The following is a 26,315-nucleotide window of genomic DNA, read 5'->3' on the forward strand; positions in this document are numbered from 1 at the left end:
ACATGGCAGGAGTAGTCGCGCTCGACCTCAGCAGACGCGGACTGCGGGGCGTGCAGGTCGACGCTCCTTATTCGGAGCGCCCCAAGCTGAGCAAGTTTGCAGCCGTCAACGTGCCGGAGGGCACCATTTTCGATGGCGAGATCATCGATGAGCGTCGCGGTGTCGCCGCGATCAAGGACCTGTGGAAAGCTGGCGGCTTCACGACCAACAAGGTCGTGTTCGGCATCAGCAACCGCAAGGTCGTCGTTCGTGAGGTCGTCCTCCCGGACATCGCCGGCGCCCGTCGCAAGGCCGCCCTGCGATTCGCTGTCGAAGGCCAGGTGCCCATCGACCTCGACGACGCCATCCTCGACTTCCTGCCGCTGCGCTCGGTCACCGACAACCACGACCAGAAGCAGGAGGGTCTGCTCGTCGCGACAGCGCGCAGCAGCCTGGAAGCGACCGTCAACTCCATCGAGAAGGCCGGCCGTTACGTCGACGCGATCGACTTCTCTGGTTTCGCGCTGCTGCGCACTCTGGCGGATGCCCGAAGCGGCACCCAGGCGATCATCAACGTCGGCGCGGCCAGCACGACCGTTGTGATCTCCAACGGTGCGATGCCCGAATTCGTGCGTATGGTGCCCAGCGGCGGTGACGACGTCACTCGCAGCATCGAGCGGGCGCTCGGCATCAGTTTCGCCGAAGCTGAGCAGGACAAAATCAGCCGTGGTCTGCAGGGTGGCGCCGCCACCGCGCGCGATATCGAAGCGGAGACCGTGCTGCGAGAGACCGTGGCCGCTTTGATCGACAGCATCCGGAACACCCTGAAGTTCTACAGCAACGCGCACCCGACCAAGCCGATCTCGAATGTCGTGCTCACCGGTGGCGGAAGCCGCCTGACCGGGCTCGCCCCCGTGCTGACCCGCGCGCTGGGCGTGCCCACCTCGTACGGCGACCCGCTCGAGTCGTTCTCGGTCAGCCGCAAGCTGCGTGCGTCGGGGCTTGAGCGCTGGGCACTGGAACTGGCGGCGCCGCTGGGTGTCACCGTGGGAGGGAAGTGATGAAGAAACTAGGAAAGTCCGCTCCGGCACAGCCGCGGCGCGCGGCGCAGTCAAGCGTCGCGACCATCGCCCGTGTCGACCTGCTGCCTCCGATCGTCGGAGTGCGTCGCAAGGAGAACGCGACGTCCAGACTGCTCGCTCTGGGTCTGGTGGGTCTCGCTCTGATCGCCGCGGTTAGTGCCCTGGCTGTTTCGTTCCTGGCCAACGCCGCCGAGGGTGCGCTGGCTGACGAGAATGCGCGCAAGGCGCAGCTGCTCATCGAACAGAAGCAGTATTCCGAAGTGTCCGGAATCAAGGCGCTGCTCGTCGACTACGAGACAGCGGAATACTCGGCGCTGTACTCCGAGACAGACTGGGCACGGCTCATGCGCGAACTCGACATGGCGATGCCTGAGGGCGTCGAGATCACCTCAGAAGTGATCACTGTCAAGGGTGTGTCCACGACATCGAGCAGTGCATCTGCGCTCGACGTGACCGGCCTCGACCACGCCGGAGTCATCGAGATCAGCTTCACCGCTGCCGCCGAAGTCTTCGACTCGCCGACGCCGCTGCTGAATGCACTTCAGGCGTTCACGGGGTACTCCACAGCCACCGTCTCGGCCGTCTCCGGCCAGAACGACGAGGGCTACGTCATCACGGGCTCCGTGCAGCTGAACGCTGCGGCTCTCGGTGGGACCGGACGCGTCGGAGAGCTCGACGCGGAGCAGCTCGCCGCGCTGCACAGTGCACTGGAGGCCAGTGTCGCACTGCCCGAGGTGGCTCCGGCCGCACCCGCTGATGGCGAGGCGGCAGGCTCGGACGAGCTGACCGAAGACGCGACAGGCGCGGGGGAATAACAACATGTCCAAATATCGTTTGACACTGGTCGCCATCGGTCTGCTCGCCGTGATCATCCTCATGGCGGGATGGTTCGTCGGTGTGCAGCCGCAGCTCGACCGCATCTCCACCGCTAATGCGCAGACCGCATCGATCAAGCAGATCAACCTCGTGCAGGAGCGCAAGAACGCCGCCCTCGCCGAAGACCATGCGCGCATCGATGAGTACCGGGGACAGCTGGCTCATCTGCAGACGAAGGTGCCCGCAAACCGTTCGCAGCAGGCCCTGATCGACCAGATCAACGCCGCGGCCGAATCGACCGGCGTGACCATGAGTAACCTGTCGTTCGACACTCCTCACGCTTACGCGGCACCGGAGGGTGTGCCGATCGGTACAACGGCCAGCGGCACGCTGATCGCGGTCAACGTCACCCTGTCGGCATATGGCGACCGTGGTCAGCTCGAGCAGTTCGCCGGTAACGTGCAGGGCTCGCAGCGCCTGATCACCGTCGTCGACAGCCAGTACACCGGCCCGGATGATGCTCAGCTCACCCTCAATGGGATCACCTGGGTGCTCAAGCCGCGGTAATAGCTGCTGTTCCCGCCGCAGTGTTGGGCGGAGATCGCACGGATGGGCGGAGCTTCAGTTGCTGAGGCTCCGCCCATCGCTGCGTTTTCCGCCCATCCGTGCGGGTTCAGCCCATCGAGGCGGGGTCAGCCTGACACGACGACCGAGGGTAGTGACTTGCTCATTCGGAAGTTCACGAGGCTCACTCCCTGCCTGACAGGATGCTGCTCCTGCTCGACCGAGAAGCCGGAGCTCTCGAAGAACGGCCGTGCAGTGATACTCACATCAGCGGTCAGGCATGTTCCTCCGTGTTCGCGGACTCGTCGTTCGGCCTCAGCGAGCAGCGCTCGGGCGATTCCCTTTCTCTGGTGGCGGGGTGCAACGAACAGCATGTCGATGTAGCCGTGCTCATCGATGTCGGAGAACCCGGCAACCTCGTCGTTCACAGTGGCAACGAAGGTGGTTCTGCCGGACATGGACAGGTTCCAGCTCACGGTGTTTCTTTGCCCTGGCCGCGCCCACGCCTGCACCTGTTCCGGGGAGTAGTCGAGCGCCGCAGTGATGGTGATTGCGTCGATGAAGATAGCCAGCGTTGCGGCGGCATCTGTCTCCGAGTAGGAACGGATCGATGGCTTCCCCAGGGCGCTTGTCACGATCTTGATGCTGTCACACGAACTGCCGGACTCATGAGGGCTCCTCAGATCGCGTATCCCTCGACCGGTCCCTCAGTGTTGGGCTTCCACCCCAGCTCGGGGGCGACGTACTTCGCGAAGGATTCGAGCACGTGCAGGGTGTAGTCGACCCCCAACTGCGTCGGGACGGTGAGCATCAGCGTGTCAGCGGCCATGACGGCTTCGTCTGCGCGCAGCTGCGCGATCAGAGCATCCGGTTCTGCCGCGTACGTCTTGCCGAACGTCGAGCGGAACCCGTCGATGATGCCGATCTGGTCGCCGTTGTCGGCATTGCGCATTCCGAAGTACGCGCGGTCCTTGTCGGACACCAGCGGGAACACGCTGCGGCTGACTGATACCCGCGGCGTACGAGTGTGGCCGGCGGCCTGGTACGCAGCGCGGTATTGGTCGATCTGCTCGCGCTGCAGCACGTGGAACTCTGCTCCCGTCGCCTCAGTCAGCAGCGTCGAACTCATGAGGTTCAGGCCCCGGCGCCCAGTCTCTTCCGCGGTCGCTCGCGAACCCGAGCCCCACCAGATGCGATCGCGCAGCGCCGGGGATTGCGGTTCGATCGCCAGGTAACGCCCCTCACCGACCTGCTGCGGATCGCCCTGTACGACGGCTCCACCATCGATCGCCTCGAGGAAGAAATCGAACTTGTCCCGGGCGAGATCAGCACCGCGGGGATCTTCGCTGCCGACATAGCCGAAGGCTTCATACCCACGCAGCGCCGTCTCGGGTGAGCCGCGGCTCACACCAAGCGCAATGCGGCCCCGGGCGATCAGGTCGAGCGCGGCCGCTTCCTCTGCGAACTGCAGAGGATTCTCGTAGCGCATGTCGATGACACCGGTGCCGACCTCGATGCGCTCCGTCTTCGCAGCCATCGCGGCCAGCAGCGGCATCGGCGACGCGGCCTGTCGGGCGAAGTGGTGCACGCGCATATAGGCACCGTTGACGCCGAGCTCATCGGCGCCGACAGCGAGGTCGATGCTCTGATGCAGCATGTCTCCCGCCGTGCGAGTGCCCGAGCCGGGGACGTCGGCATAGTGCCCGAACGAGAGGAATCCGAAAGCCTTCATGCTCGTATGCAACCGAATGGATGCCGGTGGCATTCCTTCTTCTCAGACCGCACCATCATCGCCCTCGATGAGCTTGACCTCAACGGACGCGAACCTCGTGAACCCGACATCCCGGGTGAAAACGGGAACTCCGAGGCTCTGCGCATGGCCGGCGATGAGAGCATCTTTGACACGCATCGCCTGTGTCGTGCTGGCGGTCAGTTCGCCGTACCCATCGGATGCCGCAGCGTCGAAGTCCTTCCAGAATCCAGGGAGAGAATCGAGCACCCGAAGCAAAGTCTCGCGCCGACTCGCCTGCGCTATCCGTGAGGATGTGCGGAAAACTCCGCCCATGCGTGCGAACTCCTCCCAACGCGGCGGGCCCGCGGGCCCGGAGGTCCCGATGGCCCGGGAGTCCCGGCGCCGCCCCAGTCACCCCGCGACGAGGAATCCGTCCAGCACGAGCTGGCGGATGCGCGGCTCGAGATCCGTCCACAGGTCTGCCAACGGAACCTCGAACAGGTCGGCCAGCGCCGCCACGATCTGCGTGACTTGCAGCTCGCCGTCGCAGGCGCCCACAAAGCCGGCGAGCGCGGAGTCGACCGAGATCGTGCGACCGAAGCCACCGCCCTGACGGAGCTCGATCACGCTCGGATCGTCATTGCCGGGCATGAAGTGCCGCGCCTCCGTCACATCGGGCGCCGTGATCAGTGTCATCGGGATGCCGTCGGCTAAGGAGTCGTGCGCGATAAGGCCGCTGTGCAGCGCGCGACCGGTCCCCGACAGCGGTTGTGAAACCTTCTCGAAACGGCGCAGGCGCGGGGCATCCGCCGACGCCGGGCGGCGCAACAGAATGTATCCGAACCCGACCGCGGTGACCTGCCGCTCGGTGAAATCGTCCAGCCAGGCAGTCAGCATCCGGTCGAAAGCGCCATCGCGCGGCGTGGTGCCGCCGTCGCGGATCCACAGTTCGGCGTATCCGAGCGGTGTGAGCTCCTCCCGCTCGATGACCCAGGCATCCAGCGTCGGGTCGATCCAGGACTCAAGCCGGGTGAGGCCCGGGTCGATCGCTGCACGCGACTCCCAGTTCCCCAGCAGCTGCGCGACACCGCCGACGGCGAGGTGCTCCGGCACCGCCCGCAGGAATTGCTCCACCAGCGCGTCGCCGATCAGCCCGCCATCGCGGTACTCGTAAGCGGTCACACCATCTACGCGCGGCGTGATGACGAACGGCGGGTTCGAGACGATCAGATCGAACTGCTCGCCAGCAACGGGCTCAAACATGCTGCCCGACCGGAACGTGATGTTCGTAACCCCGTTCAACAGGGCATTGAGCTCAGCGAAAGCGAGCGCCCGCGCCGAGATGTCCGTGGCAACAACCTCATCGGCGTGCCGGGCGACCAGCAGCGCCTGGATACCGCATCCGGTGCCCAGATCCAGCGCACGAGCCACCGGAATCGGCATGATGAGCTCGGCAAGCGTGCGGGATGCTCCACCCACGCCCAGCACGTGATCAGCCGGCAACTCCGTGCCGAGCGCGAGCTCATCCAGGTCGCTGGCGATCCACCACTCCCCAATGCCATCCGCGTCGACGAACGACTGCGGACGCACGAGCACCGAGGGCACGGCATCCGCATCATCACCGATCGTCACAAAACCCAGACGCACCAGGCCCGAAAGGCCCAGCCGCGGCAGCGCGGCGGCGACAAGATCGCTCGGCTGCGGCATCCCGAGCACGAAGAACCGGCCAAGCGTCGCCAACGGTCCCACATCGCGCGCGATCGCGCGCAGCACCGGTTCGCGAACGCCACGTCCGAGCGCGTCGTCGGCCTCTTCGCCCCAGAGCCGGCGCAGCGGTTCAGAGAAGAAGTCCGCCGCGGTGAGGTCGGCGGCGAGGGCGGCGACCAGCGGCTGGTCGGGTTTGGGCGGGAGAGGTACAGACACGGCGTCACTTTACGCGCCTTCAGGCTTCCCCGATGACGCCCGCCTAGAATTGCAGGGTCACAACTCACGGGCTGGCCGCCACGGCGCCCGAGGAAGACCAGAGACGTTGATCAGCCCCCGAATCGGCAGTCGTGTGCGCGCGCAGCGCTGTGCACGCGGTTTCGTCGCGTTCTCACTCGCGGCCGGACTCCTCGTCACCCCGCAGTTCCTCGCCGTCTCCCCCGCCTCTGCCGCGATCGACGAAGTCATTTCCGACGCGGTGCAGATCTCACTCTCCACCGGATTGCACGGCGTGATCGAGCCCGGATCTCCGCTGCTGGCGAGCATCACCATCACCAATGACACCGACACGGACTTCCCTGCCGGCCTCGTCACCGTCGAACTGAACCGCACACCGATCACCGACAGTGCAGCCCTGGCGTCGTGGCTTGATGCCGGCGCTTCCACCGGCACGTTCGCTCCGGTCAACAGCGAAAGCTCCACGGTCGTTGCAGCATCCGCGTCAGCGACGATGTCGGTCGTCACGCCAGCCGCGGCACTGGGAGAGCTCGACGAGGGCGTCTACCCGCTTCGGGTCACTCTGCACAGTGCTGACAGCGAGAACGCCGGAGAGACGGATGCTGCCGACCTCACCGCCACGAGCGTCCTCATCGTCAACGCCGACAGCACCGCCCAGGTGTCGGTCATCGTCCCCCTCACGGCCACTCCCGCAGACGGCGGCCTGCTGACCGCAGAAGAACTCACCACGCTCACCGCCGCCGATGGCGCGCTCACCGCCCAGCTGGACGGCATTGCCGGCACCCCGGCCGCCCTGGCGATCGATCCGTTGATTCCCGCCGCTATCCGAGTGCTCGGGTCGGCAGCCCCGCAGACGGCGACCGCTTGGCTCGAGCGACTAGAGACGCTCCCCAACGAGCGCTTCGCCCTACAGAGTGGCGATGCGGATGCCACGGTGCAAGCCCAATCGGGACTACCCGGGCTGCTGACGCCGCTGTCGTTCTCGCCATACATCGACGAGAAAAACTTCGTCGAACTCCCCTCGCCCACTCCGAGCACTGCCGCTCCGGGCACGGGCACGGCCACGCCCACTCCGACACCATCGTCGACACCGGCCGCGCCCGAGATTCCGACCGATGATGAGCTGATCGCGATCGACGGTGCTGAATCCGGCATCCTCTGGCCGCTGGGAGATCTCAGAACCGCAGATATCGAGGTTTTCGCAAGCTATCTCGAATCGGATGCGACGACCGCTGCGACAACGATCATCCCGTCTACCGCCGTCTCCGCGCCCACCAGTGCTGCCGTGGAGATCGACGGTCACCGGCTGCTGGTGCTGGATGCCCGCGCTTCTGAAGCCCTCTCCGAAGCCGCGACCACCGAGGATGCCGAAGCGCGCGAGCGCAAGGTCGCGGAGGGAATCGCCGAGCTCAGCTTCACCGATGTGCGAAGTCCCCTGCTGATCGGACTCGACCGCGACGAGAGTCGACCTGCGGACGCCCTGCGCGAGACGATCCTGTCACTGAGCGCGATCGCCGCCCCCCTGAGCTTTTCCGAACTGCGCGCTGTAGCGCCGGCATCCGTGACCCTCGCCGGAGGCGCCTCGACAGATCGTGCCGCGGCCCTGGGCCAGATGCTCGCAGAGGAAACCCACCTCACCGCGTTCTCCTCAATACTCGACGACCCTCAGGTCATGCTCGCGCCCGAACGCCTGCAGATTCTGCGTCTGATCGGTGTCGGAGCATCCGAAGAGTATGCCGAAGCCGCAACCGCCCACCAGGAACAGACCCGCACCACACTGAATGCGGTCAGCGTTCAGCAGCCGAGCCCCGTCCAGCTGTTCACGGCGGCGGCGCCGCTGCCCGTCTGGGTGCGCAACGATCTTCCCTGGCGAGTGAACGTGCGACTCACCTCGCTCCCCTCAGATGCCCGTCTCGACGTGCAGCCGCTCACCGAAGTGGTGGCGCAGCCGGCGAGCAACGAGCGGGTGAAGGTTCCCGTCGAAGCGCGCGTCGGAAGCGGCGAGCTCGAAGTGAGCTTCAGTCTGAGCTCCCCCACCGGCGTGCCGATCGGCACCGACCAGACCGCGAAAGTCACCGTGCGCGCCGAATGGGAGGGCATCGGCCTCGGCATCCTCGGCGGAATCATCGGGGTGCTGCTGATCCTCGGAATCGTGCGGACCGTGATTCGCCGGCGGCGGGATGCCGATTCATCGGATGCTTCTTCACGTTCGGATGCTGCGGAGGAACAGGTGACCGGTGAGTAGTCTCGGGCGCGCGAGTGCGGTCATCGCCGCCGGCACCATGGTCTCGCGTGTCACGGGGCTGCTGCGCAGCATTGTGCTGGTGACAGTGATCGGCTCGGTCGGCTCAGGCGCCGCTGATGCGTTTGGAATCGCTAATCAGCTGCCGAACAGTGTTTTTTCGCTGATATCTGTTGGCATTCTGACCGCCGTAATCGTGCCGCAGATCGTGAAAGCAAGCGCGCAGGCCGACGGTGGCAACGCCTTTATCTCGAAGCTCTTCACGCTCGGCACTGTGGTGCTCGTTGTCGTGACGGGCCTGGCCACCATAGCTGCCCCCTGGCTGATCTGGGTCTCGGCAGATGCAACGCCGGCCCAGTACGCATTGGCGACGGCATTCGCATACTGGTGCCTCCCCCAGATCCTGTTCTACGGTCTCTATGCCCTGCTGGGCGAGGCGCTCAACGCTCGCCGTGTGTTCGGACCATTCACCTGGGCTCCGGTAGTCAATAACATCGTGTCGATCATCGGCTTCCTGGTTCTCGGAGCTGTGTTCGGTGAAACGATGACGAGCGTCGAGGGTTGGACTCCGGCAATGATCGCGGGCCTCGGAGGCACCGCCACGCTGGGAATCGTTATTCAGGCGGTCGTGCTTCTCCTGTTCTGGCGACGCACCGGCCTTTCGCTGCGGCCAGACTTCCGCTGGCGTGGCGTCGGCCTCGGCAACGTCGGCAAGCTCGCCGGTTGGACCTTCCTGATGGCCATAGCCAGCCTGACCGCGGGAACGGTGCAGAACAGAATCGCCTATCTTGCGTCCGCGGACGGCGCTTCTGTTGCGACAATGCAGTACGCGTGGCTAGTCTTCATGCTCCCCTACTCGATCATCGTGATATCGATCGGAACCCCCTACTTCACGCAGATCAGCGAGCACGCCGCTGCGGGCCGGCACGATGAAGTTCGCTCGGACATCGGGCGCAGCATTCGCACCCTCAGCTTCTTCATGTTTGCGGCCGTCGCCGCCGTCGCGGCTGCAGCGCTTCCGGCGTCCCGTGTCTTCACCAATACGGCGCCGAACTCGATTGATGCCGCGATCGTGCTGCTCTGTTACCTCGTCGGACTGCTTCCGTTGATGGTGCTGTTCATCGTGCAGCGCACCTTCTATGCCTACGACGACACACGCACCCCGTTTTGGTTCACGCTGTTTCAGTGTGTGCTCATCGTGGGAGGCGCGTTCGTCGCACTCTGGCTGTTGAACACCGGCGTGATCGAGATCACTGGACTCGCCGCCACAATCGCGCTCACCCAGTCCGTCGCCAGCACGATCCAGACAATCATCGCGACCTGGCTCTTGCACCGCAAGATCGGTGGTCTGCAGGTCAGATCATGGCTCCTGGCCTTCGGCCGGTTCGCCCTCGCCGCTGTGCCCGCCGGCTTCGCCGGATGGGGAGTGTTCCTGCTGCTCGGGGGCATCGGCGGCTGGACGCTGTCGAGCCAGTTGCTCGGCGCCATCGGCACCTGCATCATCGGCGCGGTCGTCGTGATCGTCTACATCGCACTGCTCGCCGTGATGCGCGCTCCCGAGCTCGCGGTCGCCGGCACGATGCTCAAGCGTTTCCTCCCCGGCCGCTGAGGTTTTCTGCGCTTCTGCTGCTCCTTCCGCTGCCCGGCTGCTCCGGCTGCTGCCTCTGCTGCTCCGCCTGCGGGAATGCCGCGCGGTTACCATTGGTTGAAGCAGTCGAACCTCCTGCCAGGCGAAGAGAGAGAGCACATGCGCAAGGTCATCATCATCGGGTCAGGCCCAGCCGGATTCACCGCCGCCATCTATGCGGCCCGCGCGAATCTCGAGCCGCTGCTTATCGCCAGTTCTGTCGAGGTCGGCGGTGAACTGATGAACACCACCGACGTGGAGAACTATCCCGGCTTCCCCGAGGGCATTCTGGGCCCGGAGCTCATGACGAAGTTCCAAGAGCAGGCCGAGAAGTTCGGCACCGAGGTCGTCTACGACGATGTCACCTCGCTCGATCTCGACGGCCCGGTGAAGACCGTCACGCTCGGCAGCGGGGCAGTGCATGAGACGCAGTCGCTGATCTACGCGACGGGCTCGGCCTATCGCAAACTCGGCGTCGAGGGCGAAGAGCGCCTGTCCGGCTACGGGGTCTCCTGGTGCGCGACCTGCGACGGCTTCTTCTTCCGTGAGAAGACCATCGCCGTCGTCGGTGGCGGCGACTCGGCGATGGAAGAGGCCACGTTCCTCACCCGCTTTGCCTCGAAGGTGTACGTCATCCACCGCAAGGACACCCTGCGCGCCTCCAAGATCATGCAGGAGCGCGCGTTCGCGAATGAGAAGATCGAGTTCATCTGGAACAGCGAAGTCACCGACGTCGTCGGCGAGGCTGCCGTCTCCGGTGTGAAGCTGCGCTCGACAGTCGATGGCTCAGTTTCGGACCTCGCGCTCGACGGCCTGTTCGTCGCGATCGGCAACGACCCGCGCACGCACCTCGTCCACGACAAGCTCGACCTCACCCCCGAGGGCACGATCTGGGTCGACGGCCGGTCCTCGAAGACGTCTGTACCCGGCGTCTTCGCCGCCGGTGACGTGATCGACCCGACATACCGTCAGGCGATCACTGCTGCCGGGTCCGGAACCGTGGCAGCACTCGACGCGGAGCACTTCCTCGCAGATCTCGAGGATGCTTCGGTCGAGATTCCCGCGGCTCAGGCCGCGGGAATCATCGCCTGACGGGAACACAACCGACACCGCTGCTGTTGCAGTCGGTGAACCTCGAATAAGGAGAATCTGATGACTGCCAAGGCAACAAGCCAGGCCACCTGGGACCAGGACGTCATGCAGGCCGAGGGGCCTGTGCTCGTAGACTTCTGGGCCGAATGGTGTGGACCGTGTCGCATGGTCGCGCCCGTTCTCGACCAGATCCAGGCCGAGAACGCTGACAAGATCACGATCGTCAAGCTCAACGTCGACGAAAACCCCGAGCTGGCTATGAAGTACCAGATCACGTCGATTCCGGCGATGAAGGTCTTCCAGGGCGGCGAGGTCAAGACGACCATCATCGGCGCGAAGCCGAAGCCCGCGCTCGAGAAGGATCTCGCCGCGTTCATCGGCTGAGTTTCTCCCCTTTTATAACGGCATCGGGCCCGCGTCTTGTCGACGTGGGCCCGATGCTTTTTGGGTTCGGTGAGGGGTGCGGCTCAGGATGCGTCAGCGACGGTCGTATCCCACTTGCGGTGTCGTGAGCCTTCGTCGAGCAGTCCCCAGACGGCCTCTGTGAGATCGGGATACTCCAAAGCGATCTGGCGCATCACTCGGTAATTGCGGGCGGCATTCGGGCGCACACCGTCGTTGGCCATGATGTTGTCGGCGCGCAGCAGGTAGACCACCAGCTCGTCCACGCTCGGCAGCTCCTCCATGAAATCCCAGGGGTCTTCACCGTTGAGGAGGCGCTCCTGAATCAGCACAGCGAGCTCGTCAGCGGCCTCCGCTCGAAGAACTTCGAGACTGGCACGGCGCGGAACAGCTTCTGACATGCATCCAGCCTACGCGCGCTTACGACCCCCGCGGCGCGGCAGGTTAACGACATCCGTCATCGTCTCCAACTCGCGTCCCTTGGTCTCTGGCACCTGGAAGTAGACGAAGAAGAACGACACGATTGCGAAGAATGCGTAGAACCCGTACGCGAAGGTGAGTCCGATCTCGGCGAACGCCGGGAACGTCGTCGAGATGAAGAAGTTCGCCACCCACTGCGCAGCGGCGGCAACGGCAAGTGCACCGGCACGGATGTTGTTCGGGAACATCTCCCCCAACAGAACCCAGACCAGTGGACCCCATGTTGCACCGAAGAAGACCACGAAACCGTTCGCGCAGATCAGGGCGATCACCGACCACGGGTCTGGAAGTACGACGTTTCCGTCTTGCAGAGTGCCGAACGAGAACGCCACCGCCATCATCCCGAGGGTGACCGCCATGCCGACCGATCCGGTCAGAAGCATCGGGCGCCGACCAACCTTGTCGACCAGCAAGATCGCGATGATCGTGACGACGATATTGGTGATCGACGTGATCACCGACGTCATCAGAGCACTGGATTCATCGAACCCGACCGACAGCCAGAGCGTCGTCGAATAGTAGAAGATGACGTTGATGCCCACGAACTGCTGGAACACACTCAGCAGAATGCCCACCCAGACGATGGGTTTCAGCCCGAATTTGTCACCGCGCAGATCCTTGAGCGACTCGCGCTGCTCGACATTGAGCGTCTTGCGAATCTCCTCGATCTTGAGATTCACATCGGTTTCGCCGGAGAAGTCGTAAAGCACCTGCGAGGCCTTGTCGATATCGCCGCGTGCCACCAGGAAACGCGGAGATTCCGGCAGCCGCAGAGCCATCACACCGTAAACAATGGCAGGGATGGCCTCAATCATGAACATCCATCGCCACGCATCGATGCCCAGCCACAGCACGTTAGCCGCGGAACCTGCGATGTTTGCCAGCAGCGCGTTGGAGAGGAGCGCCGTGAAGATACCGGTGACGATGGCGAGCTGTTGGAGCGACCCCAGGCGCCCCCGGACCTTCGCCGGCGATACCTCGGCAATGTAGGCCGGTGCGATGACAGAGGCCGCGCCGACGCCGAGACCGCCGATGACCCGCCAGATGATCAGGTCAATGACACCGAAGGCGAAGCCCGAACCAAGAGCGGATGCCAGGAACAAAATGGCGGCGATCACCATGACTGGAATCCGGCCCAGCCGGTTAGCGAGGCTACCGGCGAACCAGGCACCGATCGCGCAACCGATCAGAGCCGACGAAACGGCAAAGCCCTGCAGACCCGGGCCCAGCTTGAATGCTCCGGCGAGAGCATCCACCGCCCCATTGATGACCGCGGTGTCGAACCCGAACAGGAATCCACCGAGTGCTGCGGCGATGCTGATGCCGACAACCCGTCCGCTGAGGCGTCCGGCCGTGCTCTTCTTCTCTGACATGTGCTCTCCCCCGTCTGTGCTCACTCTAGGAGTCAGGCACGCTTGAACGCGAGGAAGAATTCAGTCGATCAGGATCCGTAGCCGTCCTCGCCCAGTTCGGAAAGGATGCGATTCAGATCCTGGATCGATGCGAATTCGATCGCAACCTGGCCTTTTCGTGCACCAAGTGTGATCTTCACCCGCGTGTTCAGGCGATCACCGAGCTTTCCGGAAACCTCGTCGAGATATGCGCGCCGCGCGCCGGGCTGGGGCTTCGGGGTCTTTGTACCGGCAGACGGGACCGACTTGGCGGCTTCCTCAGTGGCACGTACGGAGAGATCCTCGTTCACGACCTTGTCTGCAAGCTTCTGCATTGCAGCGGCGTCATCAAGGGAGAGCAGAGCGCGCGCGTGGCCCGCAGTGAGCACACCTGCGGCCACTCGCTGCTGCACCGGAACGGGGAGCTTCAGCAGACGGATCGTGTTGCTGATCTGTGGACGGGAGCGCCCGATGCGGGTAGCGAGCTGCTCCTGCGTGATACCGAAGTCTTCGAGCAGCTGCTGATACGCGGATGCCTCTTCCAGAGGATTCAGTTCAGAACGGTGCAGGTTCTCCAAAAGCGCATCGCGCAGGAGATCTTCATCGGCGGTCTCACGGACGATCGCGGGAATGACATCGAGGCCGGCCTCGCGCGCTGCGCGCGTACGCCGCTCCCCCATGATGAGCTCGAAATCGCCGTCGCTGTTCTTGCGCACAACCACCGGCTGCAACACGCCGAACTCACGAACGCTGTGCACCAGCTCGGCCAGATCACTCGAGTCGAAATGGGTGCGCGGCTGGCGCGGGTTCGGAACAATCTTGTTCGGGTCGACCTGGATCAGATGGATGCCAGGAACTTCTGCGAGATCAGCGTTTTCCACGACTGTTGTGTTGACCGTGGCGACTGCCCCTGCAGCTGCCGGCGGAAGTGAACCACCCGGGAAGAACACATCGACCGGGCGTGCGGTCTGATCTGCGGTGGGGATGAGTGCGCCGATTCCACGGCCCAATCCAGTGCGCTTGGCCATCAGTTCTCCTTGCTCTGCGTCTTCTGGGACGCGATTTCGACAGCAGCCTCGCGGTATGCGATCGCACCGGCGGAGCTACCGTCGTATGCGATCACCGTCTGGCCGAAACTTGGGGCCTCCGACACGCGGACGGAGCGCGGGATCACGGTGCGCAGCACCTGGGTCGGGAAATGGGTGCGCACCTCGTCCGCGACCTGCTGGGCAAGGCGAGTACGTCCGTCGTACATCGTCAGCAGGATCGTCGAAAGATGCAGCTCAGGATTGAGGTGCTTCTGGATCATCTGAATGCTGCCGAGCAGCTGACTCAGGCCTTCTAGCGCGTAATACTCGCACTGAATAGGGATGAATACCTCGGATGCCGCGGTAAAAGCGTTGATTGTGAGCAGTCCGAGCGATGGTGGGCAGTCGATAATGACAAAATCCACGGTGTTCGACGTGAAGTACTGATCCAACGACCGGCGAAGTCGGTGTTCTCGAGCAACCTGCGAGACGAGCTCGATCTCAGCACCGGCGAGGTGAATGGTACTCGGAGCACAGAACAGGTTCTCGGACTCGGGACTCTGCTGCACGACATCAGCCAGCGGCACGTCGTTGATCAGAACGTCGTAGATACTCGCGGTCTCGGCATTGTGCGGTACGCCCAGTGCAGTGGATGCATTGCCCTGCGGGTCGAGGTCAATGACAAGGACCTTCGCACCGAGGTTCGCCAGCGCAGAACCGATGTTCACGGCAGTCGTAGTCTTACCGACGCCACCCTTCTGGTTCGACACCGTAAGAACACGGGTGCCACCAGAGAACTCCACCGCTGTCGTCTCCAACGCCTGACGTCGGGCGCTCAGATCGGCAAGTTCTCGTGCCAGTGGTGTATCGACCCCAAAAGTACTGCTTGGCGTTGCCTTTTCAGACTGTTTCACGTGAAACATCCACTCCTTTCGAGGACCGCGTTCTACTCTAATCGCTACGTGAGACGTTGGTTGAATCGGGGTGTACTTCCGGGCTTTTGGCGGGTATTTTAGGGCTTTTGGCGGGTACTTCCGGGCTCCGGGATGCCGACTCTCTCGCAGAGCGGGCACCCTCCCCGCGAGCGGGGACCCCTCCCGATGCTCGTTCGCACGGCATCCCTGCGCCCTCGCATTATTCGCATGAACACTCGACGCGGCAACTATTGGATCGGGGGTGGCGGCGTCTCGCTTCGCTCTACGACTGCGTTAGATACCGGGCACAGTAGGGACGCACGGTCCCCCCGGGTGAATATTTGGAATGTTTCACGTGAAACGGGGATCTTTGAGAAACGTGACGTTGTCTCCGCGGCGAGGAATGGATTGGCCACTACTCCCAGCCGTCGACCGGTCACATTGATGGATGTTTCACGTGAAACGGCACGTACCCGACCATGCGTCCTGCGCGATCCCTACTCAGGACAGGCGGCCCGTGTTTCACGTGAAAAATCTCACCTGTACCACCCCAAAAGGGTGACAGATGAAGTAGCTATCCCTGTCCGCCCTGAAAGGGCGCAGGGATTCCGGATGAGCGAGCATCGGGAGGGGTCCCCGCTTGCGGGGAGGGTACCCGTTCTGCGAGTGAACCGGCATCCCGGAGCACGCCCCGAGTCACCCAAACCGCAGAGTTCGCCTCGGTGGGATCAGCCTCGAACGACCGCACGAACAACGCGAGTAGTCTCCGCCAGTACGCCTTCGCCGAGAACCTCGACCCGTACATCGCTGAGCTTGAATTTCTTGATCTGCTTTGCGGCGGCGTCTATCTCGGCCTCAGCGTTCTTTCCCTTGAGAAGGGCGAGCTCTCCCCCATCCCGCAGCAGCGGTGCAGTGAATGGGATGAGTGTACGCAGCGCGCTCACCGCGCGCGCGGTCACAACGTCGAACTTCTCCGAGGTTCGCACGTCTTCTGCTCGAGCACGCAGAACAGTAACGTTGTCCAGTCCCAACTCCGTCACCTGTTCATTGAGCCAGGTGACTCGTCGTTCCATCGGTTCGATGAGCGTGAGCTTCACATCGGGTCGGGCAATAGCGATCACGAGTCCGGGCAACCCAGCTCCGGAACCAATATCTGCGGTAGAGCCGTGCACGAGCGGTGCAGCAATCGCACTGTTCAGAACGTGACGGGTCCACAGCCGAGGAAGCTCCAGCGGCCCGATAAGACCGCGCTCTTCCCCCTGTGCAGCAAGCGACGTCGTGAAAGCACGTGCGATATTGATGCGATCACCGAAAAGGGATGCCGCAACTTCCGGCTCATCCTCAAGGGTAGACATGTTCATCCTTCCTGATGTTTCACGTGAAACATCAGCGACGACGGATGACGGTGTGCCGGTCCGGCCCTTCGCCATACGACTCTGAGATGAGGTCCCGATCCGCAACAATGTCGTGCACGAGCTTGCGTTCGTAACTGGACATTGACGGGAGTGACGCCTTCGACGCACCCTCATCGAGCTTGATCATGGCAGCATCCACCAGCTTCTCCAGCTGCTGGCGGCGGGCATCCCGTGACCCACCCACGTCGAGAATCAATCGCGAGAACGAACCGGTCTTGTTCTGCACGGCCAGGCGTGTGATCTCCTGCAGCGCCTGAACAGTATCCGGATTCGACAGCACGGAAATGCTCTCGTCCTCGGACTCGACCGACACGTAGGCGCGGCCCTGTCGGACGTCGAGGTTCAAGTCGCCATCGATGTCAGCGATGTCCAGCAGCTCTTCGAGGAAGTCGGCTGCGACATCACCCTCATGCTCGAGCTGTTCGGTAGTGGGCTCTGCCCGCTCCATTGTGTTGTCGCTGGTCATGCGTTCGGGCCCTTCTTCTTCGCACGCTTCTTACCGACGGGCTGCTGTCGCTTCGGTGCGTTCTGCTTCGCCTTCTCAACTTCGTCGAGCATGCGCTGCTGCTCGGCCTCATAAGCCGCCATCGGGACGACCTTTCCAGAGGAATCGATCGCTTTGCCCTTGCGGGCCAGACGCTCTTCGCGAGCCTTCGCCGCCTCAGAACCAGGGGTGGGCATCTCACGAATGACAAGGAACTGCTGCGCCATCGTCCACAGGTTCGATACGAACCAGTACACGACCACACCGAGGGGGAAGAAGACACCCGAGAAGATGAAGCCCAGTGGCAGCACGTAGAGCATGATCTTCTGCATCTGGTACGCCTGGCCGGTCTTGGCCTCGGGAGAGAGGTTCTTCGAGATGATCTGCAGCTGCGTGAAGAACTGCGAACCGATCATCAGCACGACGAGGATCACGAGGATCACGATGGCAATCGTGTTCTGAGTCTCGACCGCGTGGCCGAGGGTACCGTGCAGCGACACATCGCCGAAGATCGTCGCGTCGTAGAACTGCTTGGTGAGCGCCGAACTCAGAAGACCGACGCCACCGACGCCCGCATCCGCGTGCTTGGTGACGTCGTTCAGCACGCTGAACAGGGCGAAGAAGACCGGCATCTGCACCAGCAGCGGCAGACAGCTCGACATCGGAGACGTGCCATGTCGCTTGTAGAGCGCCATGGTCTCGCGACTCATGGCCTCGCGAGAGAGCTGGTCCTTCTTGCCCTTGTACTTCGCCTGAACCTTCTTCATCTCCGGCGCGATTTCCATCATCTTGCGCTGGCTTTTGATCTGCCGCACGAAGAGCGGGAAGACCGAAGCGCGCACGACGATGACGAGACCGACGATAGAAAGGATCCAGGTGATACCCGCTGCATCGGGAAGACCGACAGCGGTGAACAGCCAGTGCCAGGCGACGAGGATGAGCTCAACGGCCCACTTCAACGGCCACAGAATCGTGCCGAGAAGATCGAAGCCACCGGATTCGGGTGCTTTCTCCGCAGCGGCGAGCAGAAGGTCAAGACCCACTGTTCAGTCCTTTCGAGAAGGTACGACGAAACCTCGGGCGGTCAGGTCGTGTCGGAAATGGTCATGGGGGCGAACGTCATCGACGCCGCCTTTTGTCCAGGGGTTGCACCGCAGAATGCGCCATGCCGAGAGCACTGCGCCCTTTGCTGCGCCGTGCTGCTGCACCGCACCTACAGCGTAAGCCGAGCAGGACGGGTAATACGCACATACATCACCATAGATCGGCGAAATGACGGCACGGTAGGCGCTGAGGAACCCGAGCACGAGATTACGGGGAATCAGCGGGATGCTGCGAGCCAGATCGCCGGCATGCAGATGAGCCGACCCGAAAGCGTAAGACGGCAGCGCGCTCATGACGATGTCCTGGTGCGGCTCAGCCGTGACAGACAGCGCGTCACATCCGCGTTGAGCTCGGCAAATGTCGCGGTGGCAGACGCAGGAAGGGCACGGATGACGACATCCGTGCCCTCGGGCACTGTTGAGAGCGCTTCCGCGCACACGGCTTTGAGCCTTCGGCGCACGGTATTGCGGATCACGGCAGTGCCTACCTGTTTGCTGATGATGAACCCGAATCTGGGTTCACGTGTCTCACCCGTCGCCAAAACAGAGGTGACGACGCGAGCGCCCCCGCATCGGACCCCGCGACGGACGACCAACCGGTAGTCGGTTCCTCGCGTCAGTCTGAACGGACGGGCGAGCACGAGGCTTACGCCGAGAGCTCGACGCGGCCCTTCGCGCGGCGGGCCGCAAGGATGCCGCGGCCGGCGCGGGTGCGCATGCGGGCGCGGAAGCCGTGCTTCTTGGCGCGACGGCGGTTGTTGGGCTGGAACGTACGCTTGCTCATGGAATCACTCCGGGAACGCTGTCACCGGATGTGTACGACCGGAGACATAGGGAACTGCCCTTTTTCGGGCATAAGTCAACCGATTCAGGGTACGTCTTACCGGCGCAGAGAGCAAATCTCCGCGCCACGACCGGTCTGAGCTGCAACGCTCCGCACGTTAATTATCCACAACCCTCGCTCACCCGGTCGACTCGACACACCATTGATTTTCCGTGGCAGGTTGCCGTTCACAGCTTGGGTGACTACCGTTGCATCCGAAGTTATCCACAGGGGGGATCTGTCCGAATTCGACTACCCTCCGCGAGCCTTTTCCCGGAGCACCATGTCCTCTCCTGCCCAGCCTGACGTTCCAATCTGGAGCCAGGTGATGGACCTGCTCGATCAGGATGATCGCGTCACCCCCCAGTTGCAGGGATTCCTGAGCCTCGCTGTCCCGGCCGGCGTCATGAGCGCAACGCTCTATCTCGATGTTCCAAACGACCTCACCGCAGCCCAGATCAACAAGCGACTGCGTGTTCCCGTGATGGAAGCTCTCGCTCACCTCGGCGAGGAGGTCACCTCGTTCCGGGTCGTGGTGAACCACGAGCTCGCAGACCAGCAGACCGCTCCGATCGCCGTTGCTGATTTCGGTCGCCCCGACGCTCCGCGCACGGACTACACCATTGATCAGCCGACCCCGATGCGTCATGAGTCACGACTGAACCCGAAGTACACCTTCGATAACTTCGTCATCGGGCAGTCCAACCGTTTTGCTCATGCTGCAGCCGTCGCTGTCGCCGAGGCTCCGGCGAAGGCCTACAACCCGCTGTTCATCTATGGCGATTCGGGTCTCGGCAAGACGCACCTTCTGCACGCCATCGGGGATTATGCACAGTCTCTCTATACGGGCGTGAAGGTTCGCTACGTCTCGAGTGAAGAGTTCACCAACGACTTCATCAACTCCATCGCGAACAACCGCGGATCCGCATTTCAAGCGCGCTACCGCGACGTCGACATCCTCCTCATCGATGACATCCAGTTCCTGCAGGGACGAGCAGAGACACAGGAGACGTTCTTCCACACCTTCAACACGCTGCACGATCACAACAAGCAGATCGTCATCACCAGTGATGTCGCGCCCAAACACCTCACCGGGTTCGAAGATCGTATGCGCAGTCGTTTCGAGTGGGGCCTGATCACCGATGTGCAGGCGCCCGACCTGGAAACCCGCATCGCGATCCTCCGTAAGAAGGCGCAGAGCGAAGCCCTGCATATTCCGGATGAGGTACTGGAGTACATCGCCACTGTCGTCTCATCGAACATCCGTGAACTCGAGGGCGCTCTCATCCGTGTCTCGGCGTTCGCGAGCTTGAACCGGTCTTCGCTGGACATCTCACTCGCCCAGACGGTGTTGCGCGACATCATCGATACGGCCGAGGACAACATCATCTCGCCGACCGACATCATCACGGCCACCGCTCGCTACTTCAAGCTCACTGTCGACGATCTCTACGGCTCGAGCAGATCGCAGCAGATCGCGACCTCGCGTCAGATCGCCATGTACCTGTGCCGGGAGCGTACGAACCTCTCGCTGCCGAAGATCGGTCAGCTGTTCGGAAACCGCGATCACACCACGGTCATGTACGCCTATAAGAAGATCAGCGATCTGATGAAAGAACGACGCTCGATCTACAACCAGGTGACGGAAATTACGACTCAGCTCGGCCGGCGCTGACTCATTTTCCGCGCCGAGGAGTGTCAATTCACCCGCGAGTCGCAGAAAAATGCCGGTTTGCACATGTGGATAACCTGTGGATGAATCCGCTTAACATCTGGACGATCGTGTGAGATTTTCCTCAACCTGTGGATAACTCCCACACCTCACCGGTCGCGGGCCATCGCGTATTGATGCGGATTCCTCAGCATTTCCACATCTCACACGCATGTAGTTCCCTACTCGCGATTGATATCCACCGAGTTATCCACAGTATCCACAGCTGTTAACACTGTTAAGAAGTTAATCCTGAAAGAGCGCGATCCGATCACCTCAAGGGTGTGCAGAACTGCGCGTATGGCGCAGCGCGGCTGTGGGGATACGATGGGAACCCCCTGACGCATGGGCCCATGATCGTCAGGTTTTGTAATTACGACGAGGGAGCGCCCGTGAGGTTCCAGGTCAATCGCGATGTCTTCAGCGAAGCAGTGTCCTTCGTCGTCAAGCTGTTGCCGCAGCGCAATCCGCAGCCGATTCTGGCTGGAGTGCTCATAGAAGCCGGCGCCGATGGGTTGACACTTTCGGCATTCGACTACGAGGCATCCGCTCGTACGACGATCGAAGCGACAGTCGAAACACCCGGCACGATCCTCGTTCACGGGCGGTTGCTTTCTGACATCGCCAGCCGGCTTCCGAATGCGCCGATCGAGATCGCCGTCGAAGACGATGGCGGGATCACTGTCACGTGCGGTTCGGCGCGATTTACGCTGGCAGCCATGCCGGTTGAGGAATATCCGTCGATTCCTGAGGTTTCCGGTTCTTCGGGCGTCGTCCCCGCTGACGATTTTGGCACCGCGATCGCACAGGTCGCCTTCGCCGCATCCCGTGATGATGTGACTCCGGTTCTGACGGGTGTGCAGCTCGAAGTCTCCGAGCAGAATTTGAGCCTGGTCGCAACTGACCGCTATCGCGTTTCGCTTCGCAACGTTCCGTGGGACGGTGAGACACCCGAGCAGACGGCCCTCGTTCCAGCGCGCACTCTGACCGAGGTCGGAAAGACGTTCGGCCACGCAGGAAACATCCAGATCGCGTTCTCCGGAGCGGGCGATCGCGAGATCATCGCGTTCACCTCAGGCAACAAGACCGTTACTTCTTTGCTGATCAAGGGCAATTTCCCTCCGGTTCGTCGCCTGTTCCCCGAGCAGACCGATCACTACGCGGTCGTCAACACCGCAGATCTCATCGAGGCTGTTCGCCGCGTGGCCCTCGTCCTTGATCGTGCTGCTCCGCTCCGGTTCACGTTCACTTCCGACAGCGTGACCATGGATGCCTCCGGCAGTGAGCAGGCGCGAGCTTCAGAGTCGGTGGATGCTCACCTCTCCGGTGGCGACGATGTCACTCTCGGCCTCAATCCGCAGTACTTGACCGAAGCTCTCGGCGCGGTCAAGAGCGAGTTCGTCCGTGTCACGTTCACCTCGAGCGACAACGCCAACAAGCTCAGCCCTGTGCTGATCACCAGCCAGACGTCGGTCGATCAGGCGGGGCTCGACTCGTACAAGTACCTGCTTCAGCCGAACCTTCTGCTGCGCTGACCCTTCGACAGGCTCAGCGACCGCGATAACTCACGGACCGCGACAGATCAGGAGCCGGTGTCAGAGGCGAAAGGTAGGCTGATCACGTGATTGTGGAGCACCTGAGCCTGGCGGATTTTCGCAATTACGCGACCGCTGAACTCGCGCTGCATCCGGGTCCCAATGTTCTGGTCGGCCGAAACGGCCAGGGCAAGACCAACCTCGCCGAAGCAATCGTTTTTCTTGCAACGCTCGGCTCCCATCGGGTGTCATCAGATGCCCCGATGGTCCGCGATGGCAAAGATTTCGCTGTCATCCGTGCTCGGCTCTCGGTCGGAGAACGCAAGGTTCTCGCTGAAGTCCAGATCAACCGGCAGGGTTCGAACAAGGCGCGTATCAACGGCTCCGCTTCGAAGACCAGTGAACTCCCCCGGTATGCGCATGTTGTTCTCTTCGCTCCGGAAGATCTGCAGATCGTGCGCGGTGACCCGTCAGCACGCCGGCGTTTCGCCGACCAGTTGCTGATTCAGCGCACCCCGCGAATGTCGGCGGTGCTGGCCGATTACGACCGGGTTCTGAAGCAGCGCACCGCGCTGCTGAAGTCTGCTCGCGCCCGGGGCATCCGGGGCGAAGGACTCAACACCCTCGAGGTGTGGGACGACAAACTTGTTCTTCTGGGCACCGAGATCATCGACGCACGTCTGCGTCTGGCAGCAGATCTGCGTACCCCGCTGGTTTCGGCATATGCCGCGATCGCCGGCGAACATCACCATCCCGAGATGGATTGGGCACTCTCCGTTCGCGGTGGCGACCCGGAAGAAGGCGAAGATGCCGCCTTTGACCCGAATAATCGTTCGCTGAGTCTGGCGAAGGGCGCCGAGATGTTCCGCGCCGCGCTGCAGGCCAAACGCTCCAAAGAACTTGAGCGCGGACTGACCCTGGTCGGACCCCATCGTGACGATCTGGTGCTGCGAGTGCGCGAGCTCCCGGTGAAGGGTTATGCCTCGCACGGCGAATCATGGTCGGTCGCACTCGCTCTGCGGCTAGCATCCGCTGAACTGCTTCGCGAAGAATCACCGGCCGGCGACCCGGTGCTGATTCTGGACGACGTGTTCGCCGAACTCGACGCCGATCGGCGAAAGCGTCTGGCGGCTCTCACGGTCGGCTATGAACAGGTGGTCGTCACGGCCGCAGTCGAGGAAGATATTCCTGATGAGCTGCACCGTCATGTGGTGCGCATCCATGCCGGCACGATCTCCGATGAGCGAAAGGGGGATGACGGTGATGAGTGACGCAGCGTCCGATACCCCCGAGACGGTAGCGACATATCTGCGTCTTCGCGGACTCAAGCCGAGCTCGAAATCGTGGAAGCGCAAGCGTCGCATCCGTGATGACGACGAGAACGCTCCGTTCACTCCCGGGCGTGATCCGGGCGCCCTCGGCGCGGTGCTCGACAAGCTCAGTCGAGATTCCGGCTGGGAGATCACACTCGCCCGCGAAGACCTCGTTCGCCAGTGGGCAGATCTTGCCGGTGCCGATACCGCCAAGCACTCCGAACCGGTCGGTCTCGAGAACGGGATGCTGACGGTCAAATGCGACTCGACGGCGTGGGCGAAAAACCTGCAGTTCATGCGCGCAACTATCCTCACGGAGATCGGCCGACGCTATCCGCAAGCGGGTGTCAACAACCTTCGTTTCATCGGCCCGGACGTTCCCTCCTGGAAATGGGGGCCGAGAGCCGTTCCAGGGCGCGGTCCGCGCGATACCTACGGGTAGGGCATCAACGGACGCCCCTCGATCGATTTCAGGGCCATACACGGGCGTCTAGCGAGGCTTTCGACGGGCAGACCCGCTAGACTGGACATTCGAGATATCGATGTGGAGAATGCCCTCTGATGACGCCTGAATCACCTGCTGACGAGCCTGAATCGACAACCGGGGTCACCCCCGACGAGAATGCTGCTGTTGATTACGGTGCCGACGACATTCAGATTCTTGAGGGTCTTGAGGCCGTTCGTAAGCGGCCCGGCATGTACATCGGGTCCACGGGCCCGCGCGGACTCCACCACCTGGTCTATGAGATCGTCGACAACTCCGTCGATGAGGCCCTGGCCGGGTATTGCGACACGATCCGGGTGACGATACTCCCCGACGGCGGTGTTCGCGTCTTTGACAACGGTCGAGGAATCCCGGTCGACCCGCACTCTTCCGACCCGAACAAGTCGACCGTCGAGGTCGTGCTGACCATTCTGCACGCCGGTGGAAAGTTCGGCGGTGGCGGTTATGCCGTCTCCGGTGGACTGCACGGTGTCGGATCCTCCGTCGTCAACGCTCTCTCCACGCGTTTCGACGTCGAGATCCGGCGTCAGGGACACGTCTGGAATCACCGTTTCGCCAACGGTGGTCACCCGCAGCAGGCCCTGGTCAAGGGTCCCGAGACTGACGAGACCGGAACCATCATCACGTTCTGGCCGGATCCCGAGATCTTCACTGAGTCGGTCGAATTCGAGTACGACGTGCTGCGCACGCGCTTCCAGCAGATGGCGTTCCTGAACAAGGGCCTGCGCATCGAACTCTCTGACGAGCGCGAAGGTGCAACGTACGAGGTCGAAGAAGAGGGCGCTCTGGTCAGCAAGCAGCGCAGCGATGTGTTCCTCTATGAGCGCGGACTTGTCGATTACGTCGAGTATCTGAACAAGGTGCGTCACGCCGAGGTCGTCACCGAGGAGATCATCGACTTCGAATCCGAAGACACCGATCGAAAGATCTCGCTCGAAGTCGCGATGCAGTGGACGACCGGTTACACCGAGAACGTCTTCACCTACGCGAACACGATCAACACTCACGAGGGTGGCACGCACGAAGAGGGTTTCCGCGCGGCCTTGACGACACTCGTCAACAAATACGCCCGGGCGAACAATCTGATCAAGGAGAAGGAAGAGAACCTCTCCGGTGACGACGTGCGCGAGGGTCTCACCGCAGTGATCTCGATCAAGCTCGGTGAGCCGCAGTTCGAGGGTCAGACCAAGACCAAGCTCGGCAACACCGAAGCGAAGGCCTTCGTGCAGAAGGTCGTCGGCGATCAGCTCGGTGACTGGTTCGATCGCAACCCCGCGCAGGCCAAGAACGTCATTCGCAAGGCGATCGATGCGGCAACTGCTCGGATGGCTGCCCGCAAGGCGCGCGAGACTGCTCGCCGCAAGAGCGTCTTCGAGTCGGCCGCCATGCCGGACAAGCTCAAGGACTGCACGAGCAAGGACCCGTCGATCAGTGAGATCTTCCTCGTCGAGGGTGACTCGGCCGGTGGTTCTGCCGTGCAGGGTCGCGATCCGCACACGCAGGCGATTCTCGCCCTTCGCGGCAAGATCCTGAACGTCGAGCGCGCGCGGCTCGACAAAGCACTCGGAAACCGTGAAGTTCAGGCGATGATCCAGGCCTTCGGCACGGGCATCGGCGAGGACTTCGATATCTCCAAGGCTCGCTATCACAAGATCGTTCTGATGGCGGATGCCGATGTCGACGGCCAGCACATCACCACCCTGTTGCTGACGCTGCTGTTCCGCTACATGCGCGGTCTTATCGAGGCCGGATTCGTGTATCTCGCGATGCCGCCGCTTTATCGCCTGAAGTGGTCGAATCAGCCGCACCAATACGTCTACTCGGACGCTGAGCGCGACGCGCTGCTCAAGCACGGTCTGGACAACGGCAAACGCATCCCGAAGGATTCCGGCGTGCAGCGCTACAAGGGTCTCGGCGAGATGAACGCCAAGGAACTGTGGGAAACCACGATGGATCACACCACCCGAACCCTTCGCCAGGTCACCATCGAAGACGCGGCATCCGCTGACGAGATCTTCAGTGTCTTGATGGGCGAGGACGTCGAGTCCCGACGAAGCTTCATTCAGCGAAACGCGAAGGATGTCCGCTTCCTGGACATCTGACCCGTCGGCAACGCTCAGCGAACGATTGAAAGAA

Annotated in this window: 26 protein-coding genes; 12 read left to right on the forward strand and 14 right to left on the reverse strand. The window is 62.5% G+C overall.

Annotation, left to right across the window (positions count from 1 at the left end):
• Positions 1-2 precede the first annotated feature (2 nt).
• The 3 genes from pilM to pilO are packed head-to-tail and all read left to right on the forward strand — an operon-like array spanning position 3 to position 2,444.
• Positions 3-1,040, forward strand: coding sequence for a type IV pilus assembly protein PilM (gene pilM / locus ACSU1L_RS08245; RefSeq protein ID WP_439255394.1), 1,038 nt, complete (start codon positions 3-5; stop codon positions 1,038-1,040).
• A complete protein-coding gene (locus ACSU1L_RS08250) occupies positions 1,040-1,876 on the forward strand; it encodes a hypothetical protein (protein WP_439255395.1) in 837 nt (278 codons plus the stop codon). Before pilM ends, ACSU1L_RS08250 begins: the two co-directional genes overlap by 1 nt.
• 4 nt (positions 1,877-1,880) lie before the next feature.
• Complete coding sequence (pilO, locus tag ACSU1L_RS08255; protein ID WP_438252382.1) at positions 1,881-2,444, forward strand: type 4a pilus biogenesis protein PilO; 564 nt, start codon at positions 1,881-1,883, stop codon at positions 2,442-2,444.
• Positions 2,445-2,569: 125 nt separating this feature from the next.
• Here pilO and ACSU1L_RS08260 read toward each other — a convergent pair whose 3' ends face one another.
• From ACSU1L_RS08260 to ACSU1L_RS08275, 4 genes are all read right to left on the reverse strand, one after another.
• Positions 2,570-3,076: a GNAT family N-acetyltransferase gene (locus tag ACSU1L_RS08260; protein ID WP_439255396.1), complete on the reverse strand. Its 507-nt coding sequence runs from the start codon at positions 3,074-3,076 to the stop codon at positions 2,570-2,572.
• A gap of 44 nt (positions 3,077-3,120) precedes the next feature.
• Entirely contained in the window at positions 3,121-4,173 is a 1,053-nt protein-coding gene (locus ACSU1L_RS08265; RefSeq protein ID WP_439255397.1) for an LLM class flavin-dependent oxidoreductase, read from the reverse strand.
• A 42-nt stretch (positions 4,174-4,215) separates the two neighbouring features.
• On the reverse strand, positions 4,216-4,440 hold the full coding sequence (locus ACSU1L_RS08270) for a type II toxin-antitoxin system VapC family toxin (protein WP_439255398.1): 225 nt from the start codon (positions 4,438-4,440) through the stop codon (positions 4,216-4,218).
• Positions 4,441-4,584: 144 nt separating this feature from the next.
• Entirely contained in the window at positions 4,585-6,096 is a 1,512-nt protein-coding gene (locus ACSU1L_RS08275) for a class I SAM-dependent methyltransferase (RefSeq protein WP_439255399.1), read from the reverse strand.
• A 106-nt stretch (positions 6,097-6,202) separates the two neighbouring features.
• On the opposite strand from ACSU1L_RS08275, the gene ACSU1L_RS08280 reads away from it, so the two are divergent.
• From ACSU1L_RS08280 to trxA, 4 genes are all read left to right on the forward strand, one after another.
• Positions 6,203-8,359, forward strand: a complete 2,157-nt coding sequence (locus tag ACSU1L_RS08280) for a DUF6049 family protein (protein ID WP_439255400.1) — start codon at positions 6,203-6,205, stop codon at positions 8,357-8,359.
• The gene (gene murJ / locus ACSU1L_RS08285) at positions 8,352-9,965 is read left to right on the forward strand and encodes a murein biosynthesis integral membrane protein MurJ (RefSeq protein WP_438252388.1); all 1,614 of its coding nucleotides are present in this window, start codon (positions 8,352-8,354) and stop codon (positions 9,963-9,965) included. Before ACSU1L_RS08280 ends, murJ begins: the two co-directional genes overlap by 8 nt.
• A gap of 138 nt (positions 9,966-10,103) precedes the next feature.
• A complete protein-coding gene (gene trxB, locus ACSU1L_RS08290) occupies positions 10,104-11,075 on the forward strand; it encodes a thioredoxin-disulfide reductase (protein ID WP_439255401.1) in 972 nt (323 codons plus the stop codon).
• Positions 11,076-11,135: 60 nt separating this feature from the next.
• Positions 11,136-11,459, forward strand: coding sequence for a thioredoxin (gene trxA / locus ACSU1L_RS08295; protein WP_438252390.1), 324 nt, complete (start codon positions 11,136-11,138; stop codon positions 11,457-11,459).
• Positions 11,460-11,542: 83 nt separating this feature from the next.
• On the opposite strand, the gene ACSU1L_RS08300 is transcribed toward trxA, so the two are convergent.
• The 10 genes from ACSU1L_RS08300 to rpmH form a co-directional block, all read right to left on the reverse strand.
• The gene (locus tag ACSU1L_RS08300; RefSeq protein ID WP_439255402.1) at positions 11,543-11,878 is read right to left on the reverse strand and encodes a tryptophan synthase subunit alpha; all 336 of its coding nucleotides are present in this window, start codon (positions 11,876-11,878) and stop codon (positions 11,543-11,545) included.
• 9 nt (positions 11,879-11,887) lie between these two features.
• Complete coding sequence (locus ACSU1L_RS08305) at positions 11,888-13,330, reverse strand: sugar porter family MFS transporter (protein ID WP_439255403.1); 1,443 nt, start codon at positions 13,328-13,330, stop codon at positions 11,888-11,890.
• Positions 13,331-13,398: 68 nt separating this feature from the next.
• Positions 13,399-14,376 carry a ParB/RepB/Spo0J family partition protein gene (locus tag ACSU1L_RS08310; RefSeq protein ID WP_439255404.1) on the reverse strand — a complete coding sequence of 326 codons (978 nt, stop codon included), beginning with the start codon at positions 14,374-14,376 and terminating at the stop codon, positions 13,399-13,401.
• Positions 14,376-15,299: a ParA family protein gene (locus ACSU1L_RS08315; protein ID WP_439255405.1), complete on the reverse strand. Its 924-nt coding sequence runs from the start codon at positions 15,297-15,299 to the stop codon at positions 14,376-14,378. Before ACSU1L_RS08315 ends, ACSU1L_RS08310 begins: the two co-directional genes overlap by 1 nt.
• Before the next feature lie 719 nt (positions 15,300-16,018).
• Positions 16,019-16,645: a 16S rRNA (guanine(527)-N(7))-methyltransferase RsmG gene (rsmG, locus tag ACSU1L_RS08320; RefSeq protein ID WP_439255406.1), complete on the reverse strand. Its 627-nt coding sequence runs from the start codon at positions 16,643-16,645 to the stop codon at positions 16,019-16,021.
• A gap of 31 nt (positions 16,646-16,676) precedes the next feature.
• Positions 16,677-17,171 (reverse strand): protein jag, encoded by a 495-nt coding sequence (locus ACSU1L_RS08325; protein WP_439255407.1) that lies wholly within the window; start codon positions 17,169-17,171, stop codon positions 16,677-16,679.
• Positions 17,168-18,232 (reverse strand): membrane protein insertase YidC, encoded by a 1,065-nt coding sequence (yidC, locus tag ACSU1L_RS08330; protein ID WP_439255408.1) that lies wholly within the window; start codon positions 18,230-18,232, stop codon positions 17,168-17,170. Before yidC ends, ACSU1L_RS08325 begins: the two co-directional genes overlap by 4 nt.
• Before the next feature lie 3 nt (positions 18,233-18,235).
• Positions 18,236-18,586 (reverse strand): membrane protein insertion efficiency factor YidD, encoded by a 351-nt coding sequence (gene yidD, locus ACSU1L_RS08335; RefSeq protein ID WP_439255409.1) that lies wholly within the window; start codon positions 18,584-18,586, stop codon positions 18,236-18,238.
• Positions 18,583-18,933, reverse strand: coding sequence for a ribonuclease P protein component (gene rnpA / locus ACSU1L_RS08340; protein ID WP_438252399.1), 351 nt, complete (start codon positions 18,931-18,933; stop codon positions 18,583-18,585). The genes yidD and rnpA overlap by 4 nt, the downstream gene beginning before the upstream one ends.
• Positions 18,934-18,938: 5 nt before the next feature.
• Positions 18,939-19,076 carry a 50S ribosomal protein L34 gene (gene rpmH / locus ACSU1L_RS08345; RefSeq protein ID WP_438252400.1) on the reverse strand — a complete coding sequence of 46 codons (138 nt, stop codon included), beginning with the start codon at positions 19,074-19,076 and terminating at the stop codon, positions 18,939-18,941.
• A 367-nt stretch (positions 19,077-19,443) separates the two neighbouring features.
• Here rpmH and dnaA point away from each other — a divergent pair, with 367 nt between their 5' ends.
• The 5 genes from dnaA (at position 19,444) to gyrB (ending at position 26,281) form a co-directional block, all read left to right on the forward strand.
• Positions 19,444-20,790, forward strand: a complete 1,347-nt coding sequence (dnaA, locus tag ACSU1L_RS08350; protein WP_438253051.1) for a chromosomal replication initiator protein DnaA — start codon at positions 19,444-19,446, stop codon at positions 20,788-20,790.
• A 428-nt stretch (positions 20,791-21,218) separates the two neighbouring features.
• On the forward strand, positions 21,219-22,361 hold the full coding sequence (gene dnaN / locus ACSU1L_RS08355; protein WP_438252401.1) for a DNA polymerase III subunit beta: 1,143 nt from the start codon (positions 21,219-21,221) through the stop codon (positions 22,359-22,361).
• Positions 22,362-22,447: 86 nt separating this feature from the next.
• Positions 22,448-23,632, forward strand: coding sequence for a DNA replication/repair protein RecF (gene recF / locus ACSU1L_RS08360; RefSeq protein WP_439255410.1), 1,185 nt, complete (start codon positions 22,448-22,450; stop codon positions 23,630-23,632).
• Positions 23,625-24,116 (forward strand): DUF721 domain-containing protein, encoded by a 492-nt coding sequence (locus tag ACSU1L_RS08365; RefSeq protein WP_438252403.1) that lies wholly within the window; start codon positions 23,625-23,627, stop codon positions 24,114-24,116. Before recF ends, ACSU1L_RS08365 begins: the two co-directional genes overlap by 8 nt.
• Before the next feature lie 119 nt (positions 24,117-24,235).
• Entirely contained in the window at positions 24,236-26,281 is a 2,046-nt protein-coding gene (gyrB, locus tag ACSU1L_RS08370; RefSeq protein WP_438252405.1) for a DNA topoisomerase (ATP-hydrolyzing) subunit B, read from the forward strand.
• The last annotated feature ends 34 nt before the right edge of the window (positions 26,282-26,315 follow it).

The organism is Microbacterium sp. A94 (genome assembly GCF_051842855.1).
Lineage (GTDB): Bacteria > Actinomycetota > Actinomycetes > Actinomycetales > Microbacteriaceae > Microbacterium.

Coding starts and splice junctions, on each gene's coding strand:
- pilM (WP_439255394.1), top strand. CDS start 3: ATGGCAGGAGTAGTCGCGCTCGACCTCAGCAGACGCGGACTGCGGGGC.
- ACSU1L_RS08250 (WP_439255395.1), top strand. CDS start 1,040: ATGAAGAAACTAGGAAAGTCCGCTCCGGCACAGCCGCGGCGCGCGGCG.
- pilO (WP_438252382.1), top strand. CDS start 1,881: ATGTCCAAATATCGTTTGACACTGGTCGCCATCGGTCTGCTCGCCGTG.
- ACSU1L_RS08265 (WP_439255397.1), bottom strand. CDS start 4,173: ATGAAGGCTTTCGGATTCCTCTCGTTCGGGCACTATGCCGACGTCCCC.
- trxB (WP_439255401.1), top strand. CDS start 10,104: ATGCGCAAGGTCATCATCATCGGGTCAGGCCCAGCCGGATTCACCGCC.
- trxA (WP_438252390.1), top strand. CDS start 11,136: ATGACTGCCAAGGCAACAAGCCAGGCCACCTGGGACCAGGACGTCATG.
- ACSU1L_RS08300 (WP_439255402.1), bottom strand. CDS start 11,878: ATGTCAGAAGCTGTTCCGCGCCGTGCCAGTCTCGAAGTTCTTCGAGCG.
- ACSU1L_RS08305 (WP_439255403.1), bottom strand. CDS start 13,330: ATGTCAGAGAAGAAGAGCACGGCCGGACGCCTCAGCGGACGGGTTGTC.
- ACSU1L_RS08310 (WP_439255404.1), bottom strand. CDS start 14,376: ATGGCCAAGCGCACTGGATTGGGCCGTGGAATCGGCGCACTCATCCCC.
- ACSU1L_RS08315 (WP_439255405.1), bottom strand. CDS start 15,299: ATGTTTCACGTGAAACAGTCTGAAAAGGCAACGCCAAGCAGTACTTTT.
- rsmG (WP_439255406.1), bottom strand. CDS start 16,645: ATGTCTACCCTTGAGGATGAGCCGGAAGTTGCGGCATCCCTTTTCGGT.
- ACSU1L_RS08325 (WP_439255407.1), bottom strand. CDS start 17,171: ATGACCAGCGACAACACAATGGAGCGGGCAGAGCCCACTACCGAACAG.
- yidD (WP_439255409.1), bottom strand. CDS start 18,586: ATGAGCGCGCTGCCGTCTTACGCTTTCGGGTCGGCTCATCTGCATGCC.
- rpmH (WP_438252400.1), bottom strand. CDS start 19,076: ATGAGCAAGCGTACGTTCCAGCCCAACAACCGCCGTCGCGCCAAGAAG.
- dnaA (WP_438253051.1), top strand. CDS start 19,444: ATGGACCTGCTCGATCAGGATGATCGCGTCACCCCCCAGTTGCAGGGA.
- ACSU1L_RS08365 (WP_438252403.1), top strand. CDS start 23,625: ATGAGTGACGCAGCGTCCGATACCCCCGAGACGGTAGCGACATATCTG.
- gyrB (WP_438252405.1), top strand. CDS start 24,236: ATGACGCCTGAATCACCTGCTGACGAGCCTGAATCGACAACCGGGGTC.